Annotated in this window: 24 protein-coding genes; 1 reads left to right on the top strand and 23 read right to left on the bottom strand. The window is 65.4% G+C overall.

The features are described from left to right. Positions 1 to 57: 57 nt before the first annotated feature. The 9 genes from FHG09_RS20050 to rpsB form a co-directional block, all read right to left on the bottom strand. Entirely contained in the window at positions 58 to 432 is a 375-nt protein-coding gene (locus FHG09_RS20050) for a hypothetical protein (RefSeq protein WP_227492768.1), read from the bottom strand. Between the two features lie 562 nt (positions 433 to 994). After that, positions 995 to 1,708, bottom strand: a complete 714-nt coding sequence (locus tag FHG09_RS13830; RefSeq protein WP_152348228.1) for a hypothetical protein — start codon at positions 1,706 to 1,708, stop codon at positions 995 to 997. After that, positions 1,701 to 2,261: a DivIVA domain-containing protein gene (locus tag FHG09_RS13825; protein ID WP_152348227.1), complete on the bottom strand. Its 561-nt coding sequence runs from the start codon at positions 2,259 to 2,261 to the stop codon at positions 1,701 to 1,703. Before FHG09_RS13825 ends, FHG09_RS13830 begins: the two co-directional genes overlap by 8 nt. 100 nt (positions 2,262 to 2,361) lie before the next feature. Next, positions 2,362 to 3,666: a 23S rRNA (adenine(2503)-C(2))-methyltransferase RlmN gene (gene rlmN / locus FHG09_RS13820; RefSeq protein WP_319803264.1), complete on the bottom strand. Its 1,305-nt coding sequence runs from the start codon at positions 3,664 to 3,666 to the stop codon at positions 2,362 to 2,364. 136 nt (positions 3,667 to 3,802) lie between these two features. Then, complete coding sequence (locus tag FHG09_RS13815; protein ID WP_152348226.1) at positions 3,803 to 4,825, bottom strand: phosphatidate cytidylyltransferase; 1,023 nt, start codon at positions 4,823 to 4,825, stop codon at positions 3,803 to 3,805. Continuing rightward, entirely contained in the window at positions 4,825 to 5,382 is a 558-nt protein-coding gene (gene frr / locus FHG09_RS13810) for a ribosome recycling factor (protein ID WP_152348225.1), read from the bottom strand. The genes FHG09_RS13815 and frr overlap by 1 nt, the downstream gene beginning before the upstream one ends. Before the next feature lie 193 nt (positions 5,383 to 5,575). After that, complete coding sequence (pyrH, locus tag FHG09_RS13805) at positions 5,576 to 6,328, bottom strand: UMP kinase (protein WP_152348224.1); 753 nt, start codon at positions 6,326 to 6,328, stop codon at positions 5,576 to 5,578. Positions 6,329 to 6,512: 184 nt separating this feature from the next. Beyond that, on the bottom strand, positions 6,513 to 7,340 hold the full coding sequence (gene tsf, locus FHG09_RS13800; RefSeq protein ID WP_152348223.1) for a translation elongation factor Ts: 828 nt from the start codon (positions 7,338 to 7,340) through the stop codon (positions 6,513 to 6,515). A gap of 33 nt (positions 7,341 to 7,373) precedes the next feature. Next, positions 7,374 to 8,321: a 30S ribosomal protein S2 gene (gene rpsB, locus FHG09_RS13795; protein WP_152348222.1), complete on the bottom strand. Its 948-nt coding sequence runs from the start codon at positions 8,319 to 8,321 to the stop codon at positions 7,374 to 7,376. 607 nt (positions 8,322 to 8,928) lie between these two features. Here rpsB and FHG09_RS13790 point away from each other — a divergent pair. Further along, on the top strand, positions 8,929 to 10,005 hold the full coding sequence (locus FHG09_RS13790) for a D-alanyl-D-alanine carboxypeptidase family protein (protein WP_227492767.1): 1,077 nt from the start codon (positions 8,929 to 8,931) through the stop codon (positions 10,003 to 10,005). A gap of 63 nt (positions 10,006 to 10,068) precedes the next feature. Here the strand turns inward: FHG09_RS13790 and FHG09_RS13785 are convergent, their stop codons facing one another. The 14 genes from FHG09_RS13785 to ffh form a co-directional block, all read right to left on the bottom strand. After that, positions 10,069 to 11,178, bottom strand: coding sequence for a tyrosine recombinase XerC (locus tag FHG09_RS13785; RefSeq protein WP_152348221.1), 1,110 nt, complete (start codon positions 11,176 to 11,178; stop codon positions 10,069 to 10,071). Between the two features lie 27 nt (positions 11,179 to 11,205). Next, positions 11,206 to 12,435, bottom strand: coding sequence for a DNA-processing protein DprA (gene dprA / locus FHG09_RS13780; protein WP_152348220.1), 1,230 nt, complete (start codon positions 12,433 to 12,435; stop codon positions 11,206 to 11,208). After that, positions 12,432 to 14,099: a YifB family Mg chelatase-like AAA ATPase gene (locus tag FHG09_RS13775; RefSeq protein ID WP_152348219.1), complete on the bottom strand. Its 1,668-nt coding sequence runs from the start codon at positions 14,097 to 14,099 to the stop codon at positions 12,432 to 12,434. The genes dprA and FHG09_RS13775 overlap by 4 nt, the downstream gene beginning before the upstream one ends. After that, positions 14,096 to 14,515, bottom strand: a complete 420-nt coding sequence (locus FHG09_RS13770; RefSeq protein WP_227492766.1) for a YraN family protein — start codon at positions 14,513 to 14,515, stop codon at positions 14,096 to 14,098. The genes FHG09_RS13775 and FHG09_RS13770 overlap by 4 nt, the downstream gene beginning before the upstream one ends. Before the next feature lie 169 nt (positions 14,516 to 14,684). Beyond that, positions 14,685 to 15,002 (bottom strand): DUF2469 domain-containing protein, encoded by a 318-nt coding sequence (locus FHG09_RS13765; protein WP_025777313.1) that lies wholly within the window; start codon positions 15,000 to 15,002, stop codon positions 14,685 to 14,687. Next, entirely contained in the window at positions 14,999 to 15,787 is a 789-nt protein-coding gene (locus FHG09_RS13760) for a ribonuclease HII (RefSeq protein WP_152348218.1), read from the bottom strand. The genes FHG09_RS13765 and FHG09_RS13760 overlap by 4 nt, the downstream gene beginning before the upstream one ends. After that, positions 15,787 to 16,494 (bottom strand): signal peptidase I, encoded by a 708-nt coding sequence (lepB, locus tag FHG09_RS13755; protein WP_152348217.1) that lies wholly within the window; start codon positions 16,492 to 16,494, stop codon positions 15,787 to 15,789. The genes FHG09_RS13760 and lepB (FHG09_RS13755) overlap by 1 nt, the downstream gene beginning before the upstream one ends. Positions 16,495 to 16,654: 160 nt before the next feature. After that, a complete protein-coding gene (lepB, locus tag FHG09_RS13750; protein WP_152348216.1) occupies positions 16,655 to 17,278 on the bottom strand; it encodes a signal peptidase I in 624 nt (207 codons plus the stop codon). Positions 17,279 to 17,309: 31 nt separating this feature from the next. Beyond that, positions 17,310 to 17,651 carry a 50S ribosomal protein L19 gene (gene rplS / locus FHG09_RS13745; RefSeq protein ID WP_039210968.1) on the bottom strand — a complete coding sequence of 114 codons (342 nt, stop codon included), beginning with the start codon at positions 17,649 to 17,651 and terminating at the stop codon, positions 17,310 to 17,312. 174 nt (positions 17,652 to 17,825) lie between these two features. Beyond that, a complete protein-coding gene (gene trmD, locus FHG09_RS13740) occupies positions 17,826 to 18,644 on the bottom strand; it encodes a tRNA (guanosine(37)-N1)-methyltransferase TrmD (protein WP_152348373.1) in 819 nt (272 codons plus the stop codon). Positions 18,645 to 18,745: 101 nt separating this feature from the next. Beyond that, positions 18,746 to 19,246: a ribosome maturation factor RimM gene (gene rimM, locus FHG09_RS13735; protein ID WP_152348215.1), complete on the bottom strand. Its 501-nt coding sequence runs from the start codon at positions 19,244 to 19,246 to the stop codon at positions 18,746 to 18,748. A gap of 178 nt (positions 19,247 to 19,424) precedes the next feature. Further along, positions 19,425 to 19,655 carry an RNA-binding protein gene (locus tag FHG09_RS13730; RefSeq protein ID WP_152348214.1) on the bottom strand — a complete coding sequence of 77 codons (231 nt, stop codon included), beginning with the start codon at positions 19,653 to 19,655 and terminating at the stop codon, positions 19,425 to 19,427. 1 nt (position 19,656) lies between these two features. Then, on the bottom strand, positions 19,657 to 20,079 hold the full coding sequence (gene rpsP, locus FHG09_RS13725) for a 30S ribosomal protein S16 (protein WP_152348213.1): 423 nt from the start codon (positions 20,077 to 20,079) through the stop codon (positions 19,657 to 19,659). 182 nt (positions 20,080 to 20,261) lie between these two features. Further along, positions 20,262 to 21,872, bottom strand: coding sequence for a signal recognition particle protein (gene ffh, locus FHG09_RS13720; RefSeq protein ID WP_152348212.1), 1,611 nt, complete (start codon positions 21,870 to 21,872; stop codon positions 20,262 to 20,264). Positions 21,873 to 22,236: the final 364 nt, after the last annotated feature.

Genomic DNA, 22,236 nt, shown 5'->3' with positions numbered 1-22,236 from the left:
CGCCCGTCGAACTCTCCGGTTCGGCGGGCGGTTCGCTGTCTCCGGGGCGCCCAGAACTCAGCTGTGGCCGGCAGGTGCGCGCCGCAGTTCGAGGACCACCGTGTGGTCATCCTCGCCGAGGTGGCTCCGCGTTTCCAGCCCCCGCTCGGCTGCGAATGTGGTGGCCTCTGCGACCTGCCCACGACCGAATTCGATGAGCAGCACACCGGCAGGAGCCAGCCAGTCGAGCGACTCCGTGATGAGCCGTCGGACGAGGTCGAGGCCATCAGCACCGCCGAACAGAGCAGTGCTCGGTTCGAAGTCGAGGGCCTCATGGGGCAGAAAATCGGCCGCAGTTTCAGGGACGTAGGGCGGCACGGCCGCGAGGACAGAGATTGACTGCCGCAGTGAGGCGGGCAGTCCGTGGAGACAGTCGATGACATGTCCTGTCACAGTGGCACCCGACTCCCCCACCTGTGCGGAGTCCCCTGTCTGGACGCAACAATCAACATTCTCCACAGCACATCGCACAGCCTCCGCCTGCGCATCACCGAGGTGAATTTCGGCTCCCGGCACCGCAGCGGCCACCGCCGAGGCGACCGGTCCGATCCCACAGAACGCTTCGAGCACAATAGGTCGGACAGCAGCGACGTCTGTCTCTGTCCCATTCCCTTGTGAGTTCATCATCCGCCGGGTCGCGGACACCGCTTGAGTCGCGAGCAGAGCAGTCCGCTGCCGTGGCACAAACACTCCAGGCCGGACACTCAATCGCAGGCCCGCGAAGTCGACCCAGCCGACGATCTGTTCGAGGGGTTCGCCGGCAACGCGGCGGGCCACGAGATCATCGAGTCTCCGCGCGGGCCCGTCCGCTGCCTCAAGGAGGATCGCCGCTTCGTCTTCGGCGAAGACGCAGCCGGCCGTGCGCAGAGCAGAAACCGTCTCAGCAGAACGCGGATCCGCAGAAGCCGGAACTTCGACACCATCGTCTGCGTCGAAGCCCCCGGACGTCCGGGGCTCAGGAGGCAGAGAGGACCTCGTTGCGATACCAGTCGAGGCTCGACTGGGCATCGACCTCACCGTCGTCGGTAAGCAGCATGGTGTGCTGTGGCTGAAGCGGCACCACGGCGGCGAATTCGACGCGAGAGTCACGCATCGCCTGGTCGAGGTTCGCGGTCTCGGATCCAATGGTCACACCGACGCCTTCGAAGCGAGAGCGGGTGACCCGGACGGAGGCACGACCCGGCTCGAGCGGTTCGGCTTCGATCGTGTGCAGGACGACCGCGTCCTGGGCAGAAACAGCACCAGCACCGGCAACCTCACCGACACCGGGCGTCGCTCCACCAGACCCGGCGCGCAGGTCCACGACCAACCCGATGCGGGCGGCAGCGAGCAGACCGAGCGCCCGCGTCAGCGGCGGGACATCCTCGGCGAGGGTGAGGCTGGCACCGGACTCCGGGACCACTCCCATGGCGCGCAGAACTCCGGCGAGCTTCGAACTGCGGTCGAGCACCTCGGCGCGGTCGAGCTCGACGGGCACCGACAGTGCCTTGATGAGGCGCGGATCGGTGACTTCGCGGCCGTCGACCAGGGGTTTCTCCGGGGCGGGACCGGTGAGGACGACGTCGTCGGCCCGGCCCATCGCGATCGGGAAGTCGAGGAGCTCGTAGACGGGGTTGAGCGTGCCCGGATCGGTTGCGGTCGGGACCGCGAAGAAGTGGAAATCAGTCAACGGAGGCCATCACTTCGACGACGCGGTCGATGAACGCATCGACCTGGTCCTCGTTGTACGCCTTCTTGCCCTTCCCGGTCTTGAACAGCACGCGGCGGACCTGGTCGACGCTCATCGCCACGCCCTGCGTGAAGTACGAGTTGACCTTGTCGCACATGTCGTCGACCTGGTCGATGTCGTAGCCGATGACTCCGGGAGGAGGGTTGTCGAAGCGCTCTCCGGGCTCGCGGACCAGACGTCCCCGCAGGGACGCGGCGACACGGGTGAGCTCGGAGACCCATGCGTCCTGACCGGACTGGGCGATCAGACGGTCACGCGCCTGCTTGGCGAAGGCGTCTTCGAGACGGTCGAGCGCAGCATCGACGACGGCCACGTGATAACCCTTGCGGACGAGGTCGAAGCCGACCGTGCGCACCGCCCGGGAGTCGAGATCACCGGGCTGCGGCGTCGGCCGTTCGAAGGACTCACGTGCACGCTTGAAGAAGCTGTCGACCTGCTTGGGGTCGTATCCGTTCTTCCAACCGGACATTCGAGGGAAAGTCGTGTCCGCCATGTCTCCTCCAGAAGCGAGTGGCTGTGGTGTTTCCACCATGATAGATGGAAGCCGCAGAAATTGCGTGGCCGCGGTCGGCGGGCGCCGAATCGGACGGAGATCAGTCGGCTGCGGCGAGCTGTCCGCAGGCACCGTCGATGTCGGAACCGCGGGTGTCGCGGATCGTCGTCGGGATGCCCTGATCGATGAGGCGGCGCACGAATTCGTCGGCGACCTCCGGTTCGGAGGCCGTCCACACCGAGCCCGGGGTCGGGTTGAGCGGAATCGGGTTGACGTGGACCCAGCCGCGACCGCGTGCGTTGAGTTTCTTCGCCAGCAGCTCGGCCCGCCAGACGTGGTCGTTCATGTCCTTGATGAGCGCGTATTCGATGCTCACCCGCCGACCGGTCACCTGGTAGTAGTTGAACGCGGCGTCGATGGCCTCATCGGCCTTCCACCGGGTGTTGACCGGGATCATCTCATCGCGCAGCTCGTCATCGGGTGCGTGGAGGCTGAGTGCGAACGTGACCGGGATGTCCTCGGCGGCGAGTTTGTTGATGCCCGGCACCAGCCCGACCGTGGAGATCGTGATCCGACGGGCCGACATGCCCAGGCCCTCCGGGGCGGGCCCGACGAAGCGGCGCACCGCGTTCATCACCCGTTTGTAGTTGGCCAGGGGTTCGCCCATGCCCATGAAGACGATGTTCGAGACCCGTTCGGGCCCACTCGCCGAGGTGGCCGTGGCCTCCCCGTCGAAGGCGGACTCCCCCGCCGCATCGTCATCGTCGGCTTCCGCGCCGAGCGCGGTCTCACCTGCACCGGGCATATCCGATCTCGGAGCCTCGGCGAGTTCTCCGGCGGCGATGACCTGGTTGGCGCGGACGACCTGTTCGACGATCTCGGCCGTCGACATGTTCCTGGTCAGACCCTGCTGACCGGTGGCGCAGAACGGGCAGTTCATGCCGCACCCGCACTGGCTGGACACGCACAGCGTGACTCGGTTGCGGTAGCGCATGAGCACGGATTCGACGAGAGCCCCGTCGAAGAGGCGCCACAGGAACTTGATGGTGTCGCCGTTCTCGGTGCGCAGGCGACGCACCTCGGTGAGCAGATGCGGGAAGAACCGCTCCTGGATCTCCGCCCGCTTGTCCTTGGGCAGGTCCGTCATCGCCTCGGTGTCGGTGACGTAGTGGCTGAAGTAGTGGGTGGAGATCTGCTTGGCCCGGAATGCGGGCAGTCCCATCTCTGTGACCGCGTCGATGCGTTCGTCCATCGTCATATCGGCCAGATGCTGAGGCGGCTGCTTGACCCGTGCGGACTTGAAATTGAGAAGGGGACGGCCATCGCGCATCGGGGTCGTCGATGTCGTGCCGTCGGCATGTTCGACGACGGGCCTGGTCTGCCTTCTGCCTGCTTGAGAACTCACACGGCCATTGTCTCATGTTCGCCGCTGGACTGTCGTGTGTGAGCCGCCACGTCGGGCGGATGCGAGCCGCCACGTCGGGACAGCGGCTCGGCACGCACGGTCCACTCGGTGCCGAGGAACCGCCTCGGCGACCGGCTCAGAGGTAGCCGGGCAGCACCGAGAAGAGGACGAGCGCGACGGGGGCGGTTGGCAGGATCGAGTCGAGTCGGTCCATCACGCCGCCGTGGCCGGGCAGCAGGGTGCCCATGTCCTTGAGTTCCAGGTCGCGTTTGATCATCGATTCGCTGAAGTCGCCGAGGGTGGCGAAGGCGGGGATGACCGCGCCGATGACCAGCCCGGTCCAGAACGGTGCGTCGACGACCGTGACCGCGAGGATCGTTGCGACGACCGCGGCGAAGACGGTGGAGCCGAGGTAGCCCTCCCAGGACTTCTTCGGAGAGATCCGCGGGGCGATGGGGTGTTTGCCCCACAGCACGCCGAAGACGTAGCCGCCCGTGTCTGAGGCGACGACCGCGGCGAGGAAGATGATGATGTAGAAATTGCCGTCCGGCTGGGTCAGAAGGTAGACGATGAAGCAGGCCATGAGGCCGACGTAGGTCAGGGCGAAGAGGGAGAGCGAGACGTCTTTGACTGCGTTCTTCCGGCGCTCGACCATCGTGAAGAGCATGACGGCTCCGGCACTGGCGGCGAACGTCACCCAGAGGGCTTCGCGGCCGCCGATGTAAGTGGCGACGACCATACAGGCGGCCGACACCATGGTCGGTACCCGGGAGACCAGGGAACCCGAACGCGACAGAGCGTTCGCCAGTTCCCACATCGCGGCGACGATGCCGACGAGGATGATGAAGAGGAAGGAGATCGGCAGGAACACCAGTGAGGCGAGCACCACGCCGCCGATGAGCAGTCCCATGCCGATCGCGGCCGGCAGGTTGCGGCCGGCCCGACCGTAGTCCTTCGATTCCGGTTCGGCCGCGTTTTCTGCCTCCTCGACGGTGGGATTCGACTCCGGGTCGTCGGGCGAAAACGGCTTGTCCGAGTTGCGCAGATCCCGACGTCTGGGGAACGGGGACTCCACCTGCGCTGCCTCGCCGGACGGATCCGGCTCCCCGATGGGAGCCGGATCTGAGGCGGGGCTGTCGGACCCTGTCACGGCGATCATCAGACCTCGAGCAGCTCAGCTTCCTTCTGCGCAAGCAGCTTGTCGACGCTTTCGACCTTGCTCTTCGTCAGATCGTCGAGTTCGGAGATGCTGCGAGTGACCTCGTCCTCACCGGCTTCGCCGTCCTTCTTGATGCGCTCGAGCGTCTCCTTGGCGTGACGGCGGATGTTGCGGATGGAGACCTTGCCGTCTTCGGCCTTGCCCTTGACGATCTTGACGTACTCCTTGCGGCGCTCCTCGGTGAGGTCCGGGAGGACGATGCGGATGACGTTGCCGTCGTTGGCGGGGTTCGCGCCGATGTCGGAGTTGCGCAGGGCGGTCTCGATATCGCCCAACGTGCCCTTGTCGTAGGGAGTCACGAGGATCGTGCGAGCCTCGGGCGTCTGGAACGAGGCGAGCTGCTGCAGCGGCGTCGGAGCACCGTAGTAGTCGATCTCGATGTCGGCGAACAGTGCGGGGTTGGCGCGGCCGGTGCGGATCGACGCGAAGTCGTCCTGCGTGAATTCGACGGCCTTGTCCATCTTCTCTCTGGCTTCGGCCAGTGTCTCTTCAATCACGGTTGCCTCTTTCCATCTCTTAAAGCTTTGAGTTCATTCTATGGGTCATCGCTGAAAAATGCCGCACCGAAACTTCACAGGGGTGTCCTCACCAGCGTGGATGCACAACGGTGCGGTCGCCTCGGTGACGGCGGTTCCACGCTGTGAGGGGCTGCCTGCGTTCAGTGCCCGGCCACCTCGGTGGGAGTGGGTCTCAGTGAACGACCGTGCCGATCTTCTCACCGATGATGGCCTTGCGCAGGTTGCCCTCGCCTTCCATTCCGAAGACGTGCATCGGCAGCTTGTTGTCCATGCACAGGCTGAAGGCGGTCGCGTCGACGACCTTGAGGCCGCGCTGCAGGGCGTCTTGGTAGCTGATCTCGGCGATCTTCTCGGCATTCGGGTCGACGTTCGGGTCGGCGGTGTAGACGCCGTCGACGCCGTTCTTGGCGATGAGGACCTCATCGGCGTGGACCTCGAGTGCACGCTGGGCGGCCACGGTGTCGGTGGAGAAGTACGGGAGTCCGGCGCCGGCGCCGAAGATGACGACGCGGTTCTTCTCCATGTGCCGCATGGCGCGGCGGGGAATATAGGATTCGGCGACCTGCGACATCGGGATCGCGGTCTGCACGCGGGTGTCGACACCCGTCTGCTCGAGGAAGTCCTGCAGGGCCAGGCAGTTCATCACGGTGCCGAGCATGCCCATGTAGTCGGCACGGGTGCGGTCCATTCCGCGCTGGGAGAGTTCGGCTCCGCGGAAGAAGTTGCCGCCGCCGACGACGATGCTGACTTCGACGTCTTCGGTGGTGGGGGCGACCTCGCGGGCGACTGCGGCCACGACGTCGGGATCGACGCCGATCTTGCCGCCGCCGAAGACCTCACCGGAGAGCTTGAGCAGAACACGGCGGCGGTGAGTACGCACCGCTCGGCTGGCGTAGCTGGATTCGTGAACAGGGGTGCTTGTCATGGAGTCCTTCTTCCGTGCGGGCAGGTCTGTGCCCGGTGGGATCGTCACTGTGGCCGGGCGTCTGGGTCATTCTAGCGAAAAACGGGGCCGGACCGATTGGTCCGACCCCGCTCCTCGGGTGAGTTCTCACTCACTCGGTGAACCTGGGAAGCAGAGACGTGTCGGCTTCGCGGTCAGTGGTGAATCATGCTCCGACGCGGTAGCGCAGGAAGCCGGTGGCCTTGACGCCGGCAGCCTCGAGCACCTTGGCCACGGACTGCTTGGGATCCTTGGCGAATCCCTGGTCGAGCAGGCAGTTCTCCTTGAAGAAGCCGTTGACGCGACCCTCGATGATCTTCGGCAGTGCCTGTTCGGGCTTGCCTTCGTTCTTCGCGGTGTCTTCGGCGATGCGACGTTCGTTCTCGACGATGTCGGAGGGAACGTCTTCGCGGGAGAAGTACTTCGGGGCCATGGCGGCGATGTGCACGGCGACATCATATGCCACGGTCTCGTCGTCACCTTCGAATGCCAGCAGCACGCCGACCTGCGGAGGCAGGTCCTTGTTGGTGCGGTGCAGATAGGAGGCGATCTTGGCGCCCTCGAGGCGGCCCACGCGACGCAGGTCGACCTTCTCACCCAGGGAGGCACCGGATTCGGTGATGAACTGGGAGACGGGCTTGCCGTCGGTCTCAGCGGCGAGCAGCGACTCGGCCGAGTCGGCCTTGTTCGCCACGGCCAGTTCGAGGACCTCTTCGGAGAGCTTGACGAACGGTTCGGACTTCGCAACGAAGTCGGTCTCCGAGTTGAGCTCGATCATGGTGCCGGATCCGCCTTCGACGGAGGTCGCGACCAGACCGTCGGAGGTCGAGCGGCCTTCGCGCTTGGTGGCGCCCTTGAGGCCCTTGATGCGCAGGGCCTCCATGGCCTTCGCCTGGTCGCCGTCGGACTCGTCGAGAGCCTTCTTGACGTCCATCATTCCGGCGCCGGTCTTCTCGCGCAGTGCCTTGATATCAGCGGCAGTGTAGTTTGCCATTCTTTCTCCTCAGGATGGTGGAGTTAAACGAAATCAGGACTCGGTCGACTCGGTGGAGTCGGCGGCTCCCGCGGCCTCAGCGGCAGGTGCTTCGGTCGCCTTGTCAGCGGCTTCGGCAGCAGCCTCAGCTGGGGGCTCGTCGGTCGCCTCTTCAGCCGCGGCTGCGGCGTCTGCGGCAGGAGAGGTGGCTTCCTCAGAGGCGGGGGCGTTGCCTTCGAGCAGCTCGCGCTCCCATTCGGGCATGGGCTCGACGGCGGAGACGTTCTTCTCACCGCTGGCGTCGTCCGAGGAGTGGCGGGCGATGAGGCCTTCGGCCACGGCGTCGGCGACCACGCGGGTCAGCAGCGAGACCGAACGGATGGCGTCGTCATTGCCCGGGATCGGGTAGTTGACGTCGTCCGGGTCGCAGTTGGTGTCGAGGATACCGATGACCGGGATGCCCAGCTTCTTGGCTTCGTCGACTGCGAGGTGTTCCTTCTTGGTGTCGACGATCCAGACGGCCGACGGGGTGCGCTGCATGTCGCGGATACCGCCGAGGGTCTTCTCGAGCTTGTCCTTCTCGCGACGCAGGATGAGCAGTTCCTTCTTGGTGTGCGAGGAGCCTGCAACGTCGTCGAAGTCGATCTCTTCGAGTTCCTTCAGCCGGCGCAGACGCATCGAGATGGTCTGGAAGTTCGTGAGCATACCGCCGAGCCAACGCTGGTTGACGTAGGGCTGACCCACGCGCTGAGCCTGCTCAGCGATGGATTCCTGGGCCTGCTTCTTGGTGCCGACGAAGAGGATCGAGCCGCCGTGGGCCACGGTCTCCTTGACGAATTCGAAGGCGTTGTCGATGTAGCCCAGCGACTTCTGCAGGTCGATGATGTAGATGCCGTTGCGTTCGGTGAAGATGAAGCGCTTCATCTTCGGGTTCCAACGACGGGTCTGGTGTCCAAAGTGAACGCCGCTGTCGAGCAGCTGGCGGATGGTGACGACGGCCATGCCGACGCCCTCCTTTCTGTGCACCGCAAGGTGCTTTTACGTCACGCGCGCGCCGATCTCTGCCGGTTCGAGACCCGATGGGCTCGCTTCGATCGGACCGACGGGATGCGTCGATGACATTTTCGGTTGATTCCTGGTACCCGGTTCGTCCGCCCCACAGGCACACCTGACGGCTGCCTGCACCATGGGAAGGAGAAGAATTCGGATACGCGTAGTCAGAAGACACGCTTCTGCTGGTCTTAAGTCTATCCCGGTCGGGCAAGCCATTTCCAATCGAGATCGACCCCTCGCCGAGGCGGCCCACCGGCTCGCACCGCCGTGTCGACATGCGCGTCGACCCGAGGTCGACCGGTCACGATGTGTCGACTCATGCGTCGATCGGTGTGGATGGATGCGACCACGGCCGGCAGGAGCAGTTCCAGTCCGGGCCAGGACACCGTATCCGGGCACAGGCTGCTGAATCGCCGTGGTTCCGGTTCACTCGGCCACCGATTACTGTGCATGGCCTGTCGACTCGAACGTCGGGAGCCTGTGGAAGGAGAAGGCTCGTCCACAGGGCTGTCTCCGCTGGGTGACACGGACGTGCGCCACAGGCTTGCATGCTCCTATGGATCTCTTCGCGCTCGACCGATTCCGCCCACGCTTTCACCAGCGTGAGGCCGAGACCGGCTCACGTTTCGGTTCGCCGCCGTCTGCGTTCCTCGCCCTGATCATCGCAGCGGCCCTCGTGCTCACGGCCACTCCCCCGGCGGCGAGCGCCGCCGCTGGCCCTGGCTCGACAGCACCACAGAGCGCTCCGAAGACGAGCACTTCGAAGAATTGGGTCACCCCGGTGCCGGCGATGGAGATCATCGAGGCCTTCGACCCTCCGGACAAACCGTGGCTCAAGGGGCATCGCGGAATCGACGTGCTCGCAGTCGTCGGTGAGCCGCTGCGGGCACCGACGACGGGGACAATTCGCTTTGCGGGGACCGTGGCGGGAATGGCCACCGTCAGCATCCTCACCGACTCCGGTCATGTGCTCACGTTCCAGCCGGCCGCCACATCGTTGGCAAAGGGTGAGAGCTTCGCCGCCGGTGAGCAGATCGGCGCGGTGGGCAAGGGTGGTCATTGTCAGCGTTCGTGCCTGCATATCGGGGCGTGGCCGGCCGCGAGCGAGAAGAGATATGTCGATCCGGGCAGGTTCTTCGGCCAGGAGCAGTCGGCTCTGCTGCCGCTGTCTCGGAAGCCGGCGAAGGAACCGAAAGGCGGTGGGGATTCGACCACCTCGGGTGCTGGTGCATGGGGCGGTCACAGGAACGGGCGGATACCCGCCTCGGCGATGTGCCGGTTGGAGACGGCCCCCGGTCAGATGCTGCGCTGTGATGCTCAGGTCGCGTTCGATCGGCTCTCGAAGGCGTTCGAGGCCCGTTTCGGTGCTCCGATCTCCGTCACCGACGCCTACCGGGACTACGCCACGCAGGTCATCCTCAAACGTCGAAAGGGGCGGATGGCGGCGACACCGGGGACATCGAACCACGGATGGGCGCTGGCGGTCGACCTCGGCAGCGGGATCAATTCCTTCGGCACCGCACAGCATCAGTGGATGCGGGCGAACGCACCGAAGTTCGGCTGGATCCACCCCGGATGGGCGAGGCAGACGGGGTCGCTCCCCGAGCCGTGGCATTGGGAGTTCCGCAAGTAGAGAACCGCTGCCGGCAGGGCGCTTCCGATCGGACATTGCCGGCCGGCCGCAGCTCTGTGAGCCTCAGGCCCGCGGATGTGCTCGACGGTAGGTGTCCTGCAGCCGCTGCATGGACACCTGGGTGTAGATCTGGGTGCTGCTCATGGTGGAGTGGCCGAGCAGCTCTTGGATCTGCCGCAGGTCGGCGCCGCGGTCGAGCATATGGGTTGCCGCCGAGTGACGCAGTCCGTGCGGACCGATGTCCGGGGCGCTGGGGTCGTCGGAGCCGTAGCGGTGGACGAGTTCGCGCACCTGCCTCGCACCGATGCGTGCCCCGCGGACGCCGAGGAACAGTGCGTCGCCGCTGTTGGGACCGGCGAACAGCTCGCGCGCGGCGAGCCAGTCCTCGAGGGCCCTGCGCGCTGGGCTTCCAAAGGGGACACGACGTTCCTTGTCGCCCTTGCCGAGCACGGTGATCATCGATGCCCGGTGATCGATATCGGTGCGGTCGAGCCCGGTGAGTTCCGAGACGCGCACCGCGGTGGCATAGAGCATTTCGAGGATCGCGGCATCCCGAATGCGTTTGGCCGCATCGAGCGGGTCTGGCCTTTCCCCAAGTGTGTTCGAACCGCTCGCCCCGGATTCATCCTGCTGTTCATGTCCAGCCGCGGTGTTTCCTGACCGGGACCTCTCAGCGGCGGAGATGAGGTCGGCGGCCTGCTGGGGTTTGAGCACCGTAGGCAGACGCGAGTCCTTCTTCGGTGTCCGCAGACGTGCGGCCGGATTGTTCGGCAGCCCCAGATTGCTCACACCATAGGCGAAGAAGGAACGCACGGCCGCGATCTTGCGAGCCACCGTCGATTTCGCGGCCCCGGCGTCGTCGAGCGCGATGAGCCAAGACCGCAGGTCATCGAGTTCGACGCCAGCAACATCGATTCGCGGCCCGGAAGTCTTCGACGAGTCTCCTGCTCCGTCCGACAGGCCCTGTCCGCCGTCAGACGAGGTCCGCTTGGACGTCGCCGTTGTCGCGCCTTTCTCGGAGCCGCCTCGGATCTTCGTCGAGTGCACGGCATGGTCGAGGAAGTCGGTGACGTCGGCGACGTAGGCGCGAGCGGTGTGTTCGGAGACATCACGGGACCGCAGGTGGTCGGCATAGCCGGACACCACCTCGGCGACGGTCGAGTCTGTGCTCACATCCCCAGGATATGCGAGCGGCTGGGTTCAGCCGCGGGACTTGCGCAGTTTCACCCACCCTGTGTCGCGCCGAGCCGCCAAACCGGCGAGGTCGAGTGCGGTCAGGGAGTTGAGCGCGTCGGCAATCGTCAGACCCGCCCGAGAGGCGATGGTGCCGACGTCGAGCGGCTTCGATACGGTCAGCGCATTCAGACAGATCTTCTCCCGCTCGTCGAGCGCTTCGCGGGGGTCGGACGACGGCGAACGATCTCCGCTGTGCGGGGCGTCTCCCATTGCGGCAGCGTCGAACAGCGCCGGGGTGTCATCGTCCATGAGCGCGATGACATCGTCGCTGCAGGTGACGAGCTCCGCCTGGTGTTCACGCACGAGCCTGTGGGCCCCGGCCGAGGACGCCGAATAGACGGACCCGGGGAAAGCCGCGACCTGCCGGGAGAGTTCGAGGGCATGCCGGGCGGTGTTGAGTGCCCCGCTGCGCCAACCGGCTTCGACGATGACGCTCACCTGCGCCGAGGCGGCGATGAGCCGATTGCGCAGCAGGAATCGGTGGCGCATCGGCGTCATTCCCGGAGCGGTCTCGGACACGATGGCACCGGTGGTGAGGATCTGTTCGAACAGTTCGGCGTTCGCCGCCGGGTAGAAGCGGTCGACGCCCCCGGCCATGAATGCCACCGTCGGTGCTTCCCGAGCGACGGCGGCACGGTGGGCGGCCGCGTCGATGCCGAACGCTCCCCCGGACACGACGGTGATTCCACGAGCGGCGAGGTCCCACGCGAGGTCCGAGGCGGATTTGGTTCCGTAGCTGCTGGCCGCTCTGGCACCGACGACGGCAACGGCACGAGTCAGCACGGTGTTGAGAGAGGCGGCACCTCGCACCCACAGGCCCAAGGGTGCTGCGGGACCGAGGTCGTCGAGCATTCGAGGCCACTCATCGTCATCGGGGGTGACCAGGCGCCCACCGATTCTCGCGATCTTGTCCAGATCATTCCCGACAGCACCGGCTTCCCCGGCTCGCACCGCCCACCGGTCGATGGCCTCTGGCATCTGCCCATGTTCAGCCGCCTCGGCACCGGTGGTGACCAGACCCTGGACTGCGTCGTGGGCTGTGGTCTCACCCCGGCCGACCGCGGCGATGATCGCACGGGCGGCGACGGGACCGATGCCGTCGACGAGGCGTTTGAGCAGACCGTCACCGGGCTCGCCGATGCGCAGGAGCGAGGCGATGGCTGCGCGGACTTCATCATGTGTGTTCACGGTCATGACTCCTGGGTCCTCAGGGCGAGCGCCATTCTCATCGTGTCGGGGTCGGGTCCTGGCTTTCCCACCAGATCGGCCAGAGTGGTCGCGACTCGCAGCACCCTGTCGTAGCCGCGCATTGTGATCCGGCCCGTGTCGAGGGCCCGGTCGAGGTCGGTCAGGGCCGCCGGTGTGAGTGCGAAGTGTTCGCGCAGCCAGGTTCCGGGTGCGTCGGCGTTGAGCCGCCAGTCGCAGTCAGCGAAGCGTTCGACCTGTCGCTCCCGCGCTTCGAGGACGCGGGCCGCGACAGTGGCGCTGGTCTCCTGGCCTCCGCCGAGCCTGATGTCGGCGGGTGAGACTGGTAAGAGTTCGAGCTGCAGATCGACTCTGTCGAGCAGCGGCCCGGACAGACGGTTGCGGTAGCGGCGCTTGTCCAAGGGCGTGCACCGACAGTCCGCGCCGGCTCCGGCCATCCCGACTCCGCAGGGGCAGGGGTTCGCGGCCATGATGAGTTGGAACGAGGCCGGAAGCACCATCGATCCCCAGGCGCGGTGGATGTGGACGCGACGGGATTCCATCGGCTGCCGCAGGGCTTCGAGGACGTCGCGGGAGAATTCGGGGGCTTCGTCCATGAACAGCACCCCGCGGTGGGCGCGGCTGAGGACCCCGACCGTTCCGGGGCGGCGTCCGCCGATGAGCGCCGAGGCGGTGCTGCGGTGGTGGGGTGCTTCGAACGGGGGCCGGTGGTCGAGTCCGTCGCTGCCGTCGAGTTCTCCGCGCAGAGAGCGGACGGTGGCGACTTCGACGGCTTCATCGTCATCGAGGGCCGGCAGGATTCCGGGGAGGCATTGAGCCAGCAGGGTTTTGCCTGCTCCCGGTGTGCCCCGCATGAGCAGGTTATGGCCGCCCGCGGCGGCGACTTCGAGACCGAATCGTCCTTCGGCCTGTCCTTGGACCTCGGCGAGGTCGTGGAGTTCCGGGGCGACGGGGACGGGGCGGTCCATTTCGAGGACCGCGGGCAATGCGGGCACGGCCATCGATCCGCCGTAGGCATTGACGACTTCGGCCAGTGAGGCGACCGGGAGGATTCTGGCCCGTCCGATGAGGGCAGCCTCGTCGGCGTTGCCGACGGGGACGACGAAGCGGTCGAAGCCTGCCTGCAGTGCTGTGTGCAGGGAAGGGAGCACTCCGGTGACGGGACGGATCCTGCCGTCGAGTCCGATCTCACCGCAGTGGACGACATCGCCGGTGTCGTCGTTGGTGATCAGCGACAGTGCTCTGAGCACGGCCACGGCGATGCCGAGGTCGAATCCGGTGCCGATCTTCGGCACAGTGCCGGGGGTGAGGTTGATCGTCAGGTGTTGTGTGGCAACGGGTCTGCCGAGGTAGGCCAGGGCGGCTCGGAGTCGTTTGCGTGATTCGCTCACCGAGGCATCGGGCAGTCCGACGATGTCGATTCCGGGCAGTCCGGCGCTGACGCCGGCTTCGATCGAGACGATCTTCCCGGTCAGTCCCCACAGGGCCACGGCCGAGGCCCGCCCGATGATGTGAGTCGTTGGCTGGGGTCCAGACGGTTCCGGCTCTGCTCCCCCGCCTCCTGTCTCAGGCTCAGAGCATTCGGGCTCGGCATCGTCCGCACCGACCGCTTCCGGTGGCGGGTGCTCGTGTCCCGGTGTCGCCTCGCTCATGAGTCGACCTGGATGTTCGGGCAGTGGAAGTACTGGACGCGCGGTTCCGTGATGATGCCGAGCGCATCGATGCGTGTGGCCGGAAAATACTCGTCCTGTTCCCGCAGCCAGATGCCTGCCAGTGTGCGGATGCGGGCGAGCTTGGTCGGGGTCACGGCCTCCAGCGGAGATCCCAGCATGGCGGTGCGACGCGTTTTGACCTCGACGAAGACCGCGGTGCCGCCGTCGCGGGCGATGATGTCGAGCTCACCTCGAGCGCACCGGAAATTGCGTTCGAGAACGACCAGACCGGCGGCTTCGAGGAACCCGGCGGCGAGGTCCTCTCCCCTGCTGCCGAGCGCCTGTCTGCGCATCCCTTTGGCGGTCCGTGTGCTCTTCGCCGTGCGTGTCCGACCGGGTGTTCGTGTCCGTCCCATGTCAGCCAGATGACCACGGCGGCACTGCCTGGGGGAAGGGAGGAGACAGAGCCTGTGGAGGAGGCTCACTCCTCCACAGGCTCATGACGATCGAGTCAGGGCCTCATCCCCAGCGATCGGCGCAGGAGTGGGTGAGCCCAGGATTCGTCGAAGGACTGAGAGAGCAGCCTCAGCCGCGGATCGCGGTCGGCGGCTCGAGATCGGATTTCGCGATCTCCTCGATGTTGACGTCCTTGAACGTCAGCACATGCACGGTCTTGATGAACCGTGCCGACCGGTAGCTGTCCCACACCCAGGCATCGCGCAGGGTGAGTTCGAAGTACACGTCGCCGGCATCGTTGTGAGCCTTGAGGTCGACATGGTTGGCGAGGTAGAACCGGCGCTCGGTCTCGACGACGTAGGCGAAGAGACCGACGACGTCTCGGTATTCCTTGTACAGCGCAAGCTCGAGTTGTGCTTCGTAGTCGTCAAGATCATCGGCACTCATGACAGGCCCTCCTTCGCTCCTGTGTCCGCGCTCAGGCGGAAGCTTCTCCGGTGGTGGATGCAGGGTCCGAGTTCGGCGATGCCCTGCCGGTGCTTCACCGTCCCGTATCCCACGTTCGATTCCCAACCATAGTGCGGATGGGCTTCGGCGAGTACGATCATCGCCTCATCGCGTGCCACTTTCGCCACGATGCTCGCCGCCGCGATCGCCGGAACGGAGCCGTCGCCCTTGATGATGGTGCGCACCGGCGGCAGTTCGAGGTTGGCACAGTCGCCGAATATCCCCAGGCAATCGAGGGTGAGTGGAGCAGACAGCCAATCGTGCCGCCCGTCGAGGAGGACCATCGTCCGGTCAGGCAGAACCCTCGCCGAGGCGGTCACGCCGGTCTCGTCGAACCCGTTCGGACCGTGCCCGACCGAACCGGCGCCGGCCCATTCCCGGAGTACCGAGAGCATGGCGCGACGTCCGGCGAGGTTGAGCGCCATCGTCATCCCCACCTCGTCGAGTTCGGCAGGGGTCGTCGACCCCACCGCCGCGGCGGCCGCCCATGATCGCACGCGGTCGGTGGCATCCCGTCTGGACTGCGCGCTCAGCTGCTTCGAATCATGGATGCCGGCAGGCACCTCGGCGGCAGTGAGGGCGCGCAGATCGAACAGGGCGACGCCGACGCTGACCGGGCCGGCCAGAGCGCCGCGGCCTACCTCGTCGACGCCGATGACGAAATCGAATCCCTCGCTCAGCAGTCCGCGTTCGACGCTGAGGTCGGTGAGTCCACGTACGGCCATCAGTTCCCGGTGATTCCCTCTGCGGTGTCCGGCACGTCCGCGAAGACCTCGTCGGGGGTGGAGACCCAGCTGAAGTGCTTGAACGGCCAGTTGATGAGGAACACGGTGCCGACCACGTCGTCCTCGGCCACATAGGGGTCGGTGTCCATGTGGTACCGGGAGTCAGCGGAGTTGCCGCGGTTGTCGCCCATCACCCAGTAGTGGCCCTCGGGCACGGTGATCTCGAATTCGACATCCGAGGGGGCGGTGCCTTCGTCGAGGTAGGTCTCGTCGATCGGTTCGCCGTTGACCAGCAGGCGTCCTTCTGAGTCACAGCAGCGGATGGTGTCGCCGCCGACGCCGATGACGCGTTTGATCAGCTGATTTCCCGCGTCCGAGGGGGCCAAGCCGATGAATTCGAGAAACGGGTTGGGTGTGTATTCGGTGGTCTCGGCGGCCGAGAGCCAATGATCCGGGTCGTCGAAGACGATGATGTCGCCGCGGTCCGCGGGTCCGAAGCGGTGAGCCAGCTGGTTGACGAGCACGCGGTCATCGACCTGGAGGGTGGTCATCATGGATTCGGACGGAATATAGAAAGCGCGGACGACCCACGTCTTCAGCGCCGTCGAGATGAGCAGGGCGATGACGATGATCGCCACGGTCTCCAACAGCCCGCGCGCGAACCGTTTCGAGGCAGGTGGCGGGGAAGCTTCGGATTCGCTTGTCATTCGTTCGCTTTCACATCGGACCAGGGCTGCGGCTGTGGACTGAACCGAGCGTATCAGCACGACCGGCACCGCACGCTCAGCCGCAGTACAGTTCCGTGCGAACGCTCAGTCGACCGTGCGAAGGCTCAGACGACCCAGATGCCCCTCGCCGAGGCGGCTCTCAGTCGATCGATGAGCCGTGACCGATCACGGGGCCGATGACCCGATCGGTGGGGATGAAGCCCCCACCGGGCCGTCCCAGCAGCGATCGTGAGTCGGCGGAGTCGTTGCGGTTGTCGCCCATCATCCACATGGTGTCCTCGGGGACTTCGACGGAGAACTCCACCGCGGAGGCTGGGGACGGGGCATAGTCTTCGTTCAGGGGCTTGCCGTTGAGGAGCAGACGCCCCTTCGCGTCGCAGCATTCGAGGGTGTCACCGCCGACGGCGATGACGCGTTTGACGTAGTAGACGTCGCGGGGGCCGAGTCCGACCCAGGATCCGATCTTCTGCAGAGGGGTGGGCAGCGCATCGTCGACGAACGACCCGCGACCGTCGAAGACGACGATGTCTCCGCGTCGGATGTCTCCGCGCAGGGCGTCCGGACGCCACACTGTGATCGAGTCGTCGACCTGCAGCGTCGGCTCCATCGACGCGCTCGGAATCGTGAAGCGCTGGATGACGAATCCGCGGATCGACCCGCCGAGGACGACGATGACGACGACGATCGCCACGATCGCCTTCCAGAAGCGTGCCGAAGACAGAAGACGCGACCCGAAGGTCGCGTCTTCATGTCTGTTCGGCACCGTGTGATCATCTCCCACAGTGCCGGGCAAATCAGGCCTTTTCGCGGATGCGAGCGGCCTTGCCGCGCAGTTCGCGCAGGTAGTACAGCTTTGCACGGCGGACGGCGCCGCGGGTGAGGACCTCGATCTTGTCGACGTTGGGCGAGTGCACCGGGAAGGTACGCTCCACACCGACGCCGAAGCTGATCTTACGGACGGTGAAGGTCTCGCGGACGCCGTCGCCCTGGCGACGGATGACGATTCCCTTGAAGACCTGGATACGCGAGCGCGAACCTTCGATCACCTTGACGTGAACGTTGAGGGTGTCGCCCGCACGGAATTCGGGAACATCAGACTTCAGCGAGGCTGCATCTACAACATCGAGCTTCTGCATTGTGGTTTCTCCTGTGGCCTCTGCTTCAGGTCGAGGACACGCATATCGGACCGGTGAACCGGCAACTGGATCGTCTGTCGGGATCTCTCCCCGTCGACCCGCCGAATCTTACGCGACGAGCCACCGTGGGCACTCATCCCCCTGAAGCAGGTGAGCGCCAACAAACGCGACGCTCTATTCTGTCACGGTTGAGCGCTCAGACTCAAACCGCTCGAGCGCCGCCAGGTCGTCCTTGTTCAGGTCATCGAGTCTCTCGAGCAGGTCGGGTCTGACTTCTGCGGTGCGTTCGAGACGTCGGTCACGTCGCCAGCGTGCGATCGCGGCATGGTTGCCGCTGAGCAGGATCTCGGGCACCTCACGTCCGCGCCAGTTCGCCGGCTTCGTATAGATGGGGTATTCGAGCAGCCCGTCTTCGTGACTCTCCTCGGCCAGCGACTCGGGATTGCCGATGACACCGGGGATGAGGCGGCTGACGGCCTCGATCATCACCATCGAGGCGACTTCCCCGCCGTTGAGGACGTAGTCGCCGATGCTCATGGGCAGCAGTTCGAAGTGCTCTCCCGCCCAGTCGATGACGCGCTGGTCGATGCCTTCGTAGCGTCCGCAGGCGAAGACAAGGTGGTCCCGGTCGGCGAGGTCTTCGGCGATGCGCTGGTCGAACACCTGCCCGGCGGGGCTGGGCACGATGAGCGTCGGTTTTGATCCGACCGCAGGACTGTCGTTCCGGCCGCCTTCCGGACTGTCACCCACCGCAGCGCTGCCGCGTCTCGCGAGGATGTGCTCGAGAGCGAGGGCCCAGGGTTCGGCCTTCATGACCATGCCCGCTCCCCCGCCGTAGGGCGAATCATCGACCGTGTTGTGCCGGTCGAAGGTGAAGTCCCGCAGGTCGTGGACGCCCAGGCTCAGCTGCCCACGGTCGACGGCTTTGCCGATGAGCGAGAGCTGCAGCCCGGAGAGATATTCGGGAAAGATCGAGACGACGTCGATCGACATCTGCGGTCCGGCCGCCTCGGCGGGGGTGGGATCCGGCGTCACGGGTTCGGGTGGGACCGCCTCGGCGGGGCTGTCGTTGCCGGTCATCGGAGACGTTTCGCTCATTCGGCGTCGAAGAGGCCGGCGGGCGGGGTGACGTTGATGCGACCGGCGTCGATGTCGACGTCGGGCACGATCTCGGTGACGAACGGGATGAGCACAACGTGTCCGTCGGTGTGCTTCATGTGCAGCAGATCCTGGGCGGTGCCGTTCGTGACGTCGACGATCTCGCCGACGAGGGCGTCGTTCTCATAGACCGAGAGTCCGATGAGGTCGTCGAGGTACCAGGCGTCGGAATCGTCCTCGTCGTCGGCCGCCTCGGCGAGGATGAGGGTGTTGCGGATCTCCTCGGCGCGGTTGCGGTCGGGGACCTCGTCGAAGGCCAGGAGCAGGCGGTCGCGGTGCCACCTCGCCGACTTCAGCGTCAGCGGTCCGATATCGGGATCGGTGGCGAAGCTCGCTCCGGGATTCAGCCGGTCCTCGGGTCGGTCGGTGCGCACCTCGACGGTGAACTCGCCCTTGATTCCGTGCGGCTTGCCCAGCCGGGCGATCACCGTGTCCATACTGCTCCTCGAAGATTGCTGTCGATGTCTGTCCGGCCGACCACGCGCATCGGTGGCTGCACTTGCAGTCCGTCGGCCGACCGCCGTGTTCTGGCACCAGTCTAGTCGGCGACCGGTGAGTGAATGCACGAGAGGGGATGCAGCGGCAGTGCGCTGCATCCCCTCTCGGATGTTCGGATTACGCCTCGACGAGGTCCACTCGCACCGACTCACGGCCGGCCAGCGAGTTCATCACGGTGCGCAGGGCCTTGGCGGTCCTGCCTGCACGGCCGATGACCCGCCCGAGGTCGTCGGGGTGAACCCGGACCTCGAGGGTCGTGCCGCGCTGCGAAGAACGCGAACGAACGGAGACGTCGTCGGGATGATCGACGATTCCGCGGACCAGATGTTCGAGCGAATCAGGCAACATCTCAGGCTTCAGCGCTCTCTTCAGCGACCTCGGCTGCTTCCTCGGCCGGAGCCTCGGACTTGCTGCCGCCCTTCTGGGTGATGGCTTCCTTGATCACCGATTCGGCGTTGGGAGCCACGTAGGCCTCCTTCTCCGGCTGCGGCTTCACGGTGTTGACCGCTTCACCTTCACCCTTGAACTTCTGCCAGTCGCCGGTGAGCTTGAGCAGTGCACGCACCTGATCGGTGGGCTGGGCGCCCACCGAGAGCCAGTACTGAGCGCGCTCGGAGTCGATCTCCACGACCGAAGGCTCGCGCGTCGGGTGGTAGATGCCGATCTGCTCTTTTGCCTTGCCGTCACGACGCGTGCGCGAATCCATGACGACGACGCGGTAGAAGGGTGCACGGATCTTGCCCATGCGGGTCAGACGAATTTTGACTGCCACTTTAGTGGTGTCTCCTTTTGTGTTCTGTGTGCACAGCTGTCCCAGAAGAATCGTGGGGTTGACCTGCCGGGAGCTGCGGCTCGGACTATCACTTCGGCGCGGATGAGAGGGCCCGGACCGAGAGCAAAAGTACAAGAGTCAATTGTGCCAGAAGGCTCTGCTTCTTGCCACTTGGGAAGACTCTACTTCTTTCCGCCTGGGAAGATTCCGCCGAAGCCCTTGGGCAGGTTCGCCGGATCGAATTCCTCGTCCTTGTCCAGATCGACTCCGCCGAAGGCCGAACCGACCGGATCCTGGGTCTTGCCCGCCTTCTTATCGGCCAGTGCCTGCGCCTCCTGCGCACGCTTTGCCGGGTTGCCCGACTGGCCGCCCTTGCGGCCCTTCTTCTTCCCTGCGGCTTTCTTCTTCTTTCCGCCCGAGGCGCCGGGCATTCCGCCCATTCCGGGCATCTGCGGCATGCCGCCGCCACCGGGCATTCCGGGCATCCCTCCACCGCGGGTCATCGACCGCATCATCTTCTGCGCCTGGGTGAAGCGCTCCATGAGCTGGTTGACCGCGGTGACGGTGGTGCCGGCGCCCTTGGCGATGCGGGCACGACGAGAGCCGTTGAGGATCTTCGGGTTCGTCCGCTCCTGGGGTGTCATCGATCTCACAATCGCTTCGACCCGATCGACCTCCCGCTCGTCGAAGTTCGCCAGCTGATCCTTGTACTGGCTCATCCCGGGCATCATGCCCAGCATCTTCTTCATCGAGCCCATCTTCTTCAGGCCCGACATCTGGGTGAGGAAGTCGTTGAGGTCGAAGTCCTCGCCGGATTCGACCTTCTTCTTGAGCTTCTCGGTCTCTTTTTCGTCGAAGTTCTTCTCGGCCTGTTCGATGAGCGTCATGATGTCGCCCATGTCGAGGATCCGGTCGGCCATCCGATCCGGATGGAACTGTTCGAAGTCTTTCATCGATTCGCCCGTCGAGGCGAACATGATCGGCTTTCCGGTCACCTCGGCGACGGACAGCGCAGCACCGCCGCGGGAGTCGCCATCGAGTTTCGAGAGGACGACACCGGTGAAGTCGACGCCGTCGAGGAACGCCTCGGCGGTCTTCACCGCGTCCTGACCGATCATCGCATCGATGACGAAGAGGACTTCGTCGGGGTTGACCGCGGTGCGGATGTCCGCGGCCTGCTTCATCAGCTCTTCGTCGATGCCGAGGCGGCCGGCCGTATCGACGATGACGACGTCGTGGAGTTTGGACTTCGCGACCTCGATCGAGTCGGTGGCGACCTGGATCGGATCGCCCACACCGTTGCCCGGCTCCGGGGCGTAGACCACAGCACCGGCACGCTCGCCGACGATCTGGAGCTGGTTGACCGCATTGGGTCGCTGCAGGTCGGCGGCGACGAGCATCGGCCGGTGGCCCTCTGACTTCAGCCAGTGGGCGAGCTTTCCTGCCAGGGTGGTCTTACCGGCGCCCTGGAGGCCGGCGAGCATGATGACCGTCGGCGGACGCTTGGCGAACTCGAGACGTCGGGTCTGACCGCCGAGGATGCCGACGAGTTCGTCGTTGACGATCTTGACGACCTGCTGGCCGGGGTTGAGTGCGCCCGAGACCTCCTCGGACAGGGCGCGTTCGCGGATTCGGCCGGTGAAGGAGCGCACGACAGGCAGGGCGACGTCGGCGTCGAGCAGGGCACGTCTGATCTCACGAATGGTGGCATCGACGTCGGCTTCGGACAGCCGGCCCTTCCCGCGCAGATTCTTGAAAGTCGCGGTGAGCCTGTCGGACAGAGAGTTAAACACGTACAAGCCTTCTTCACGATGGTTTGGTCGACTCTCTAGACTAGCAAGTCACCCGCGTCCGGCTGAAACCACGTGCCCTGACAATGCCCCGTGAACCCCTCGCCGCGAGTGCCATACCCGACACTTGCTCGCACAACGCCTTGGCAATCGCAAACCCTCTCGTTCCACCAGGGCGAATTGCCCGGAACGGTGAGGGATGCCCGAGTACCTGGAGGAGACAGCGCCAGTGGTGAGTGATGCAGCGGGCCGCAGAGGTGGCGTCGGCGAGGCCAGGTGCGGCACCGACGCACACCGAGTTGGCGAAAAACCCTCTGCATGGGCGTCGTTTTCGCAATCAGAACCAGGCATCCCTCACCGTTCCCGG

The sequence above is a fragment of the Brevibacterium sp. CFH 10365 genome, from assembly GCF_009299785.1.
Classification (GTDB): Bacteria; Actinomycetota; Actinomycetes; order Actinomycetales; family Brevibacteriaceae; genus Brevibacterium; species Brevibacterium limosum.
The sequence above is the reverse complement of the archived record's forward strand: the minus strand, read 5'-3'. Positions and strand labels throughout refer to the sequence as shown.

Coding starts and splice junctions, on each gene's coding strand:
- FHG09_RS13825 (WP_152348227.1), bottom strand. CDS start 2,261: ATGGCGGACACGACTTTCCCTCGAATGTCCGGTTGGAAGAACGGATAC.
- FHG09_RS13815 (WP_152348226.1), bottom strand. CDS start 4,825: ATGATCGCCGTGACAGGGTCCGACAGCCCCGCCTCAGATCCGGCTCCC.
- pyrH (WP_152348224.1), bottom strand. CDS start 6,328: ATGACAAGCACCCCTGTTCACGAATCCAGCTACGCCAGCCGAGCGGTG.
- tsf (WP_152348223.1), bottom strand. CDS start 7,340: ATGGCAAACTACACTGCCGCTGATATCAAGGCACTGCGCGAGAAGACC.
- rpsB (WP_152348222.1), bottom strand. CDS start 8,321: ATGGCCGTCGTCACCATCCGCCAGCTGCTCGACAGCGGCGTTCACTTT.
- FHG09_RS13790 (WP_227492767.1), top strand. CDS start 8,929: ATGGATCTCTTCGCGCTCGACCGATTCCGCCCACGCTTTCACCAGCGT.
- dprA (WP_152348220.1), bottom strand. CDS start 12,435: ATGACCGTGAACACACATGATGAAGTCCGCGCAGCCATCGCCTCGCTC.
- FHG09_RS13775 (WP_152348219.1), bottom strand. CDS start 14,099: ATGAGCGAGGCGACACCGGGACACGAGCACCCGCCACCGGAAGCGGTC.
- FHG09_RS13770 (WP_227492766.1), bottom strand. CDS start 14,515: ATGGGACGGACACGAACACCCGGTCGGACACGCACGGCGAAGAGCACA.
- FHG09_RS13765 (WP_025777313.1), bottom strand. CDS start 15,002: ATGAGTGCCGATGATCTTGACGACTACGAAGCACAACTCGAGCTTGCG.
- FHG09_RS13760 (WP_152348218.1), bottom strand. CDS start 15,787: ATGGCCGTACGTGGACTCACCGACCTCAGCGTCGAACGCGGACTGCTG.
- lepB (WP_152348217.1), bottom strand. CDS start 16,494: ATGACAAGCGAATCCGAAGCTTCCCCGCCACCTGCCTCGAAACGGTTC.
- rplS (WP_039210968.1), bottom strand. CDS start 17,651: ATGCAGAAGCTCGATGTTGTAGATGCAGCCTCGCTGAAGTCTGATGTT.
- trmD (WP_152348373.1), bottom strand. CDS start 18,644: ATGTCGATCGACGTCGTCTCGATCTTTCCCGAATATCTCTCCGGGCTG.
- rimM (WP_152348215.1), bottom strand. CDS start 19,246: ATGGACACGGTGATCGCCCGGCTGGGCAAGCCGCACGGAATCAAGGGC.
- FHG09_RS13730 (WP_152348214.1), bottom strand. CDS start 19,655: ATGTTGCCTGATTCGCTCGAACATCTGGTCCGCGGAATCGTCGATCAT.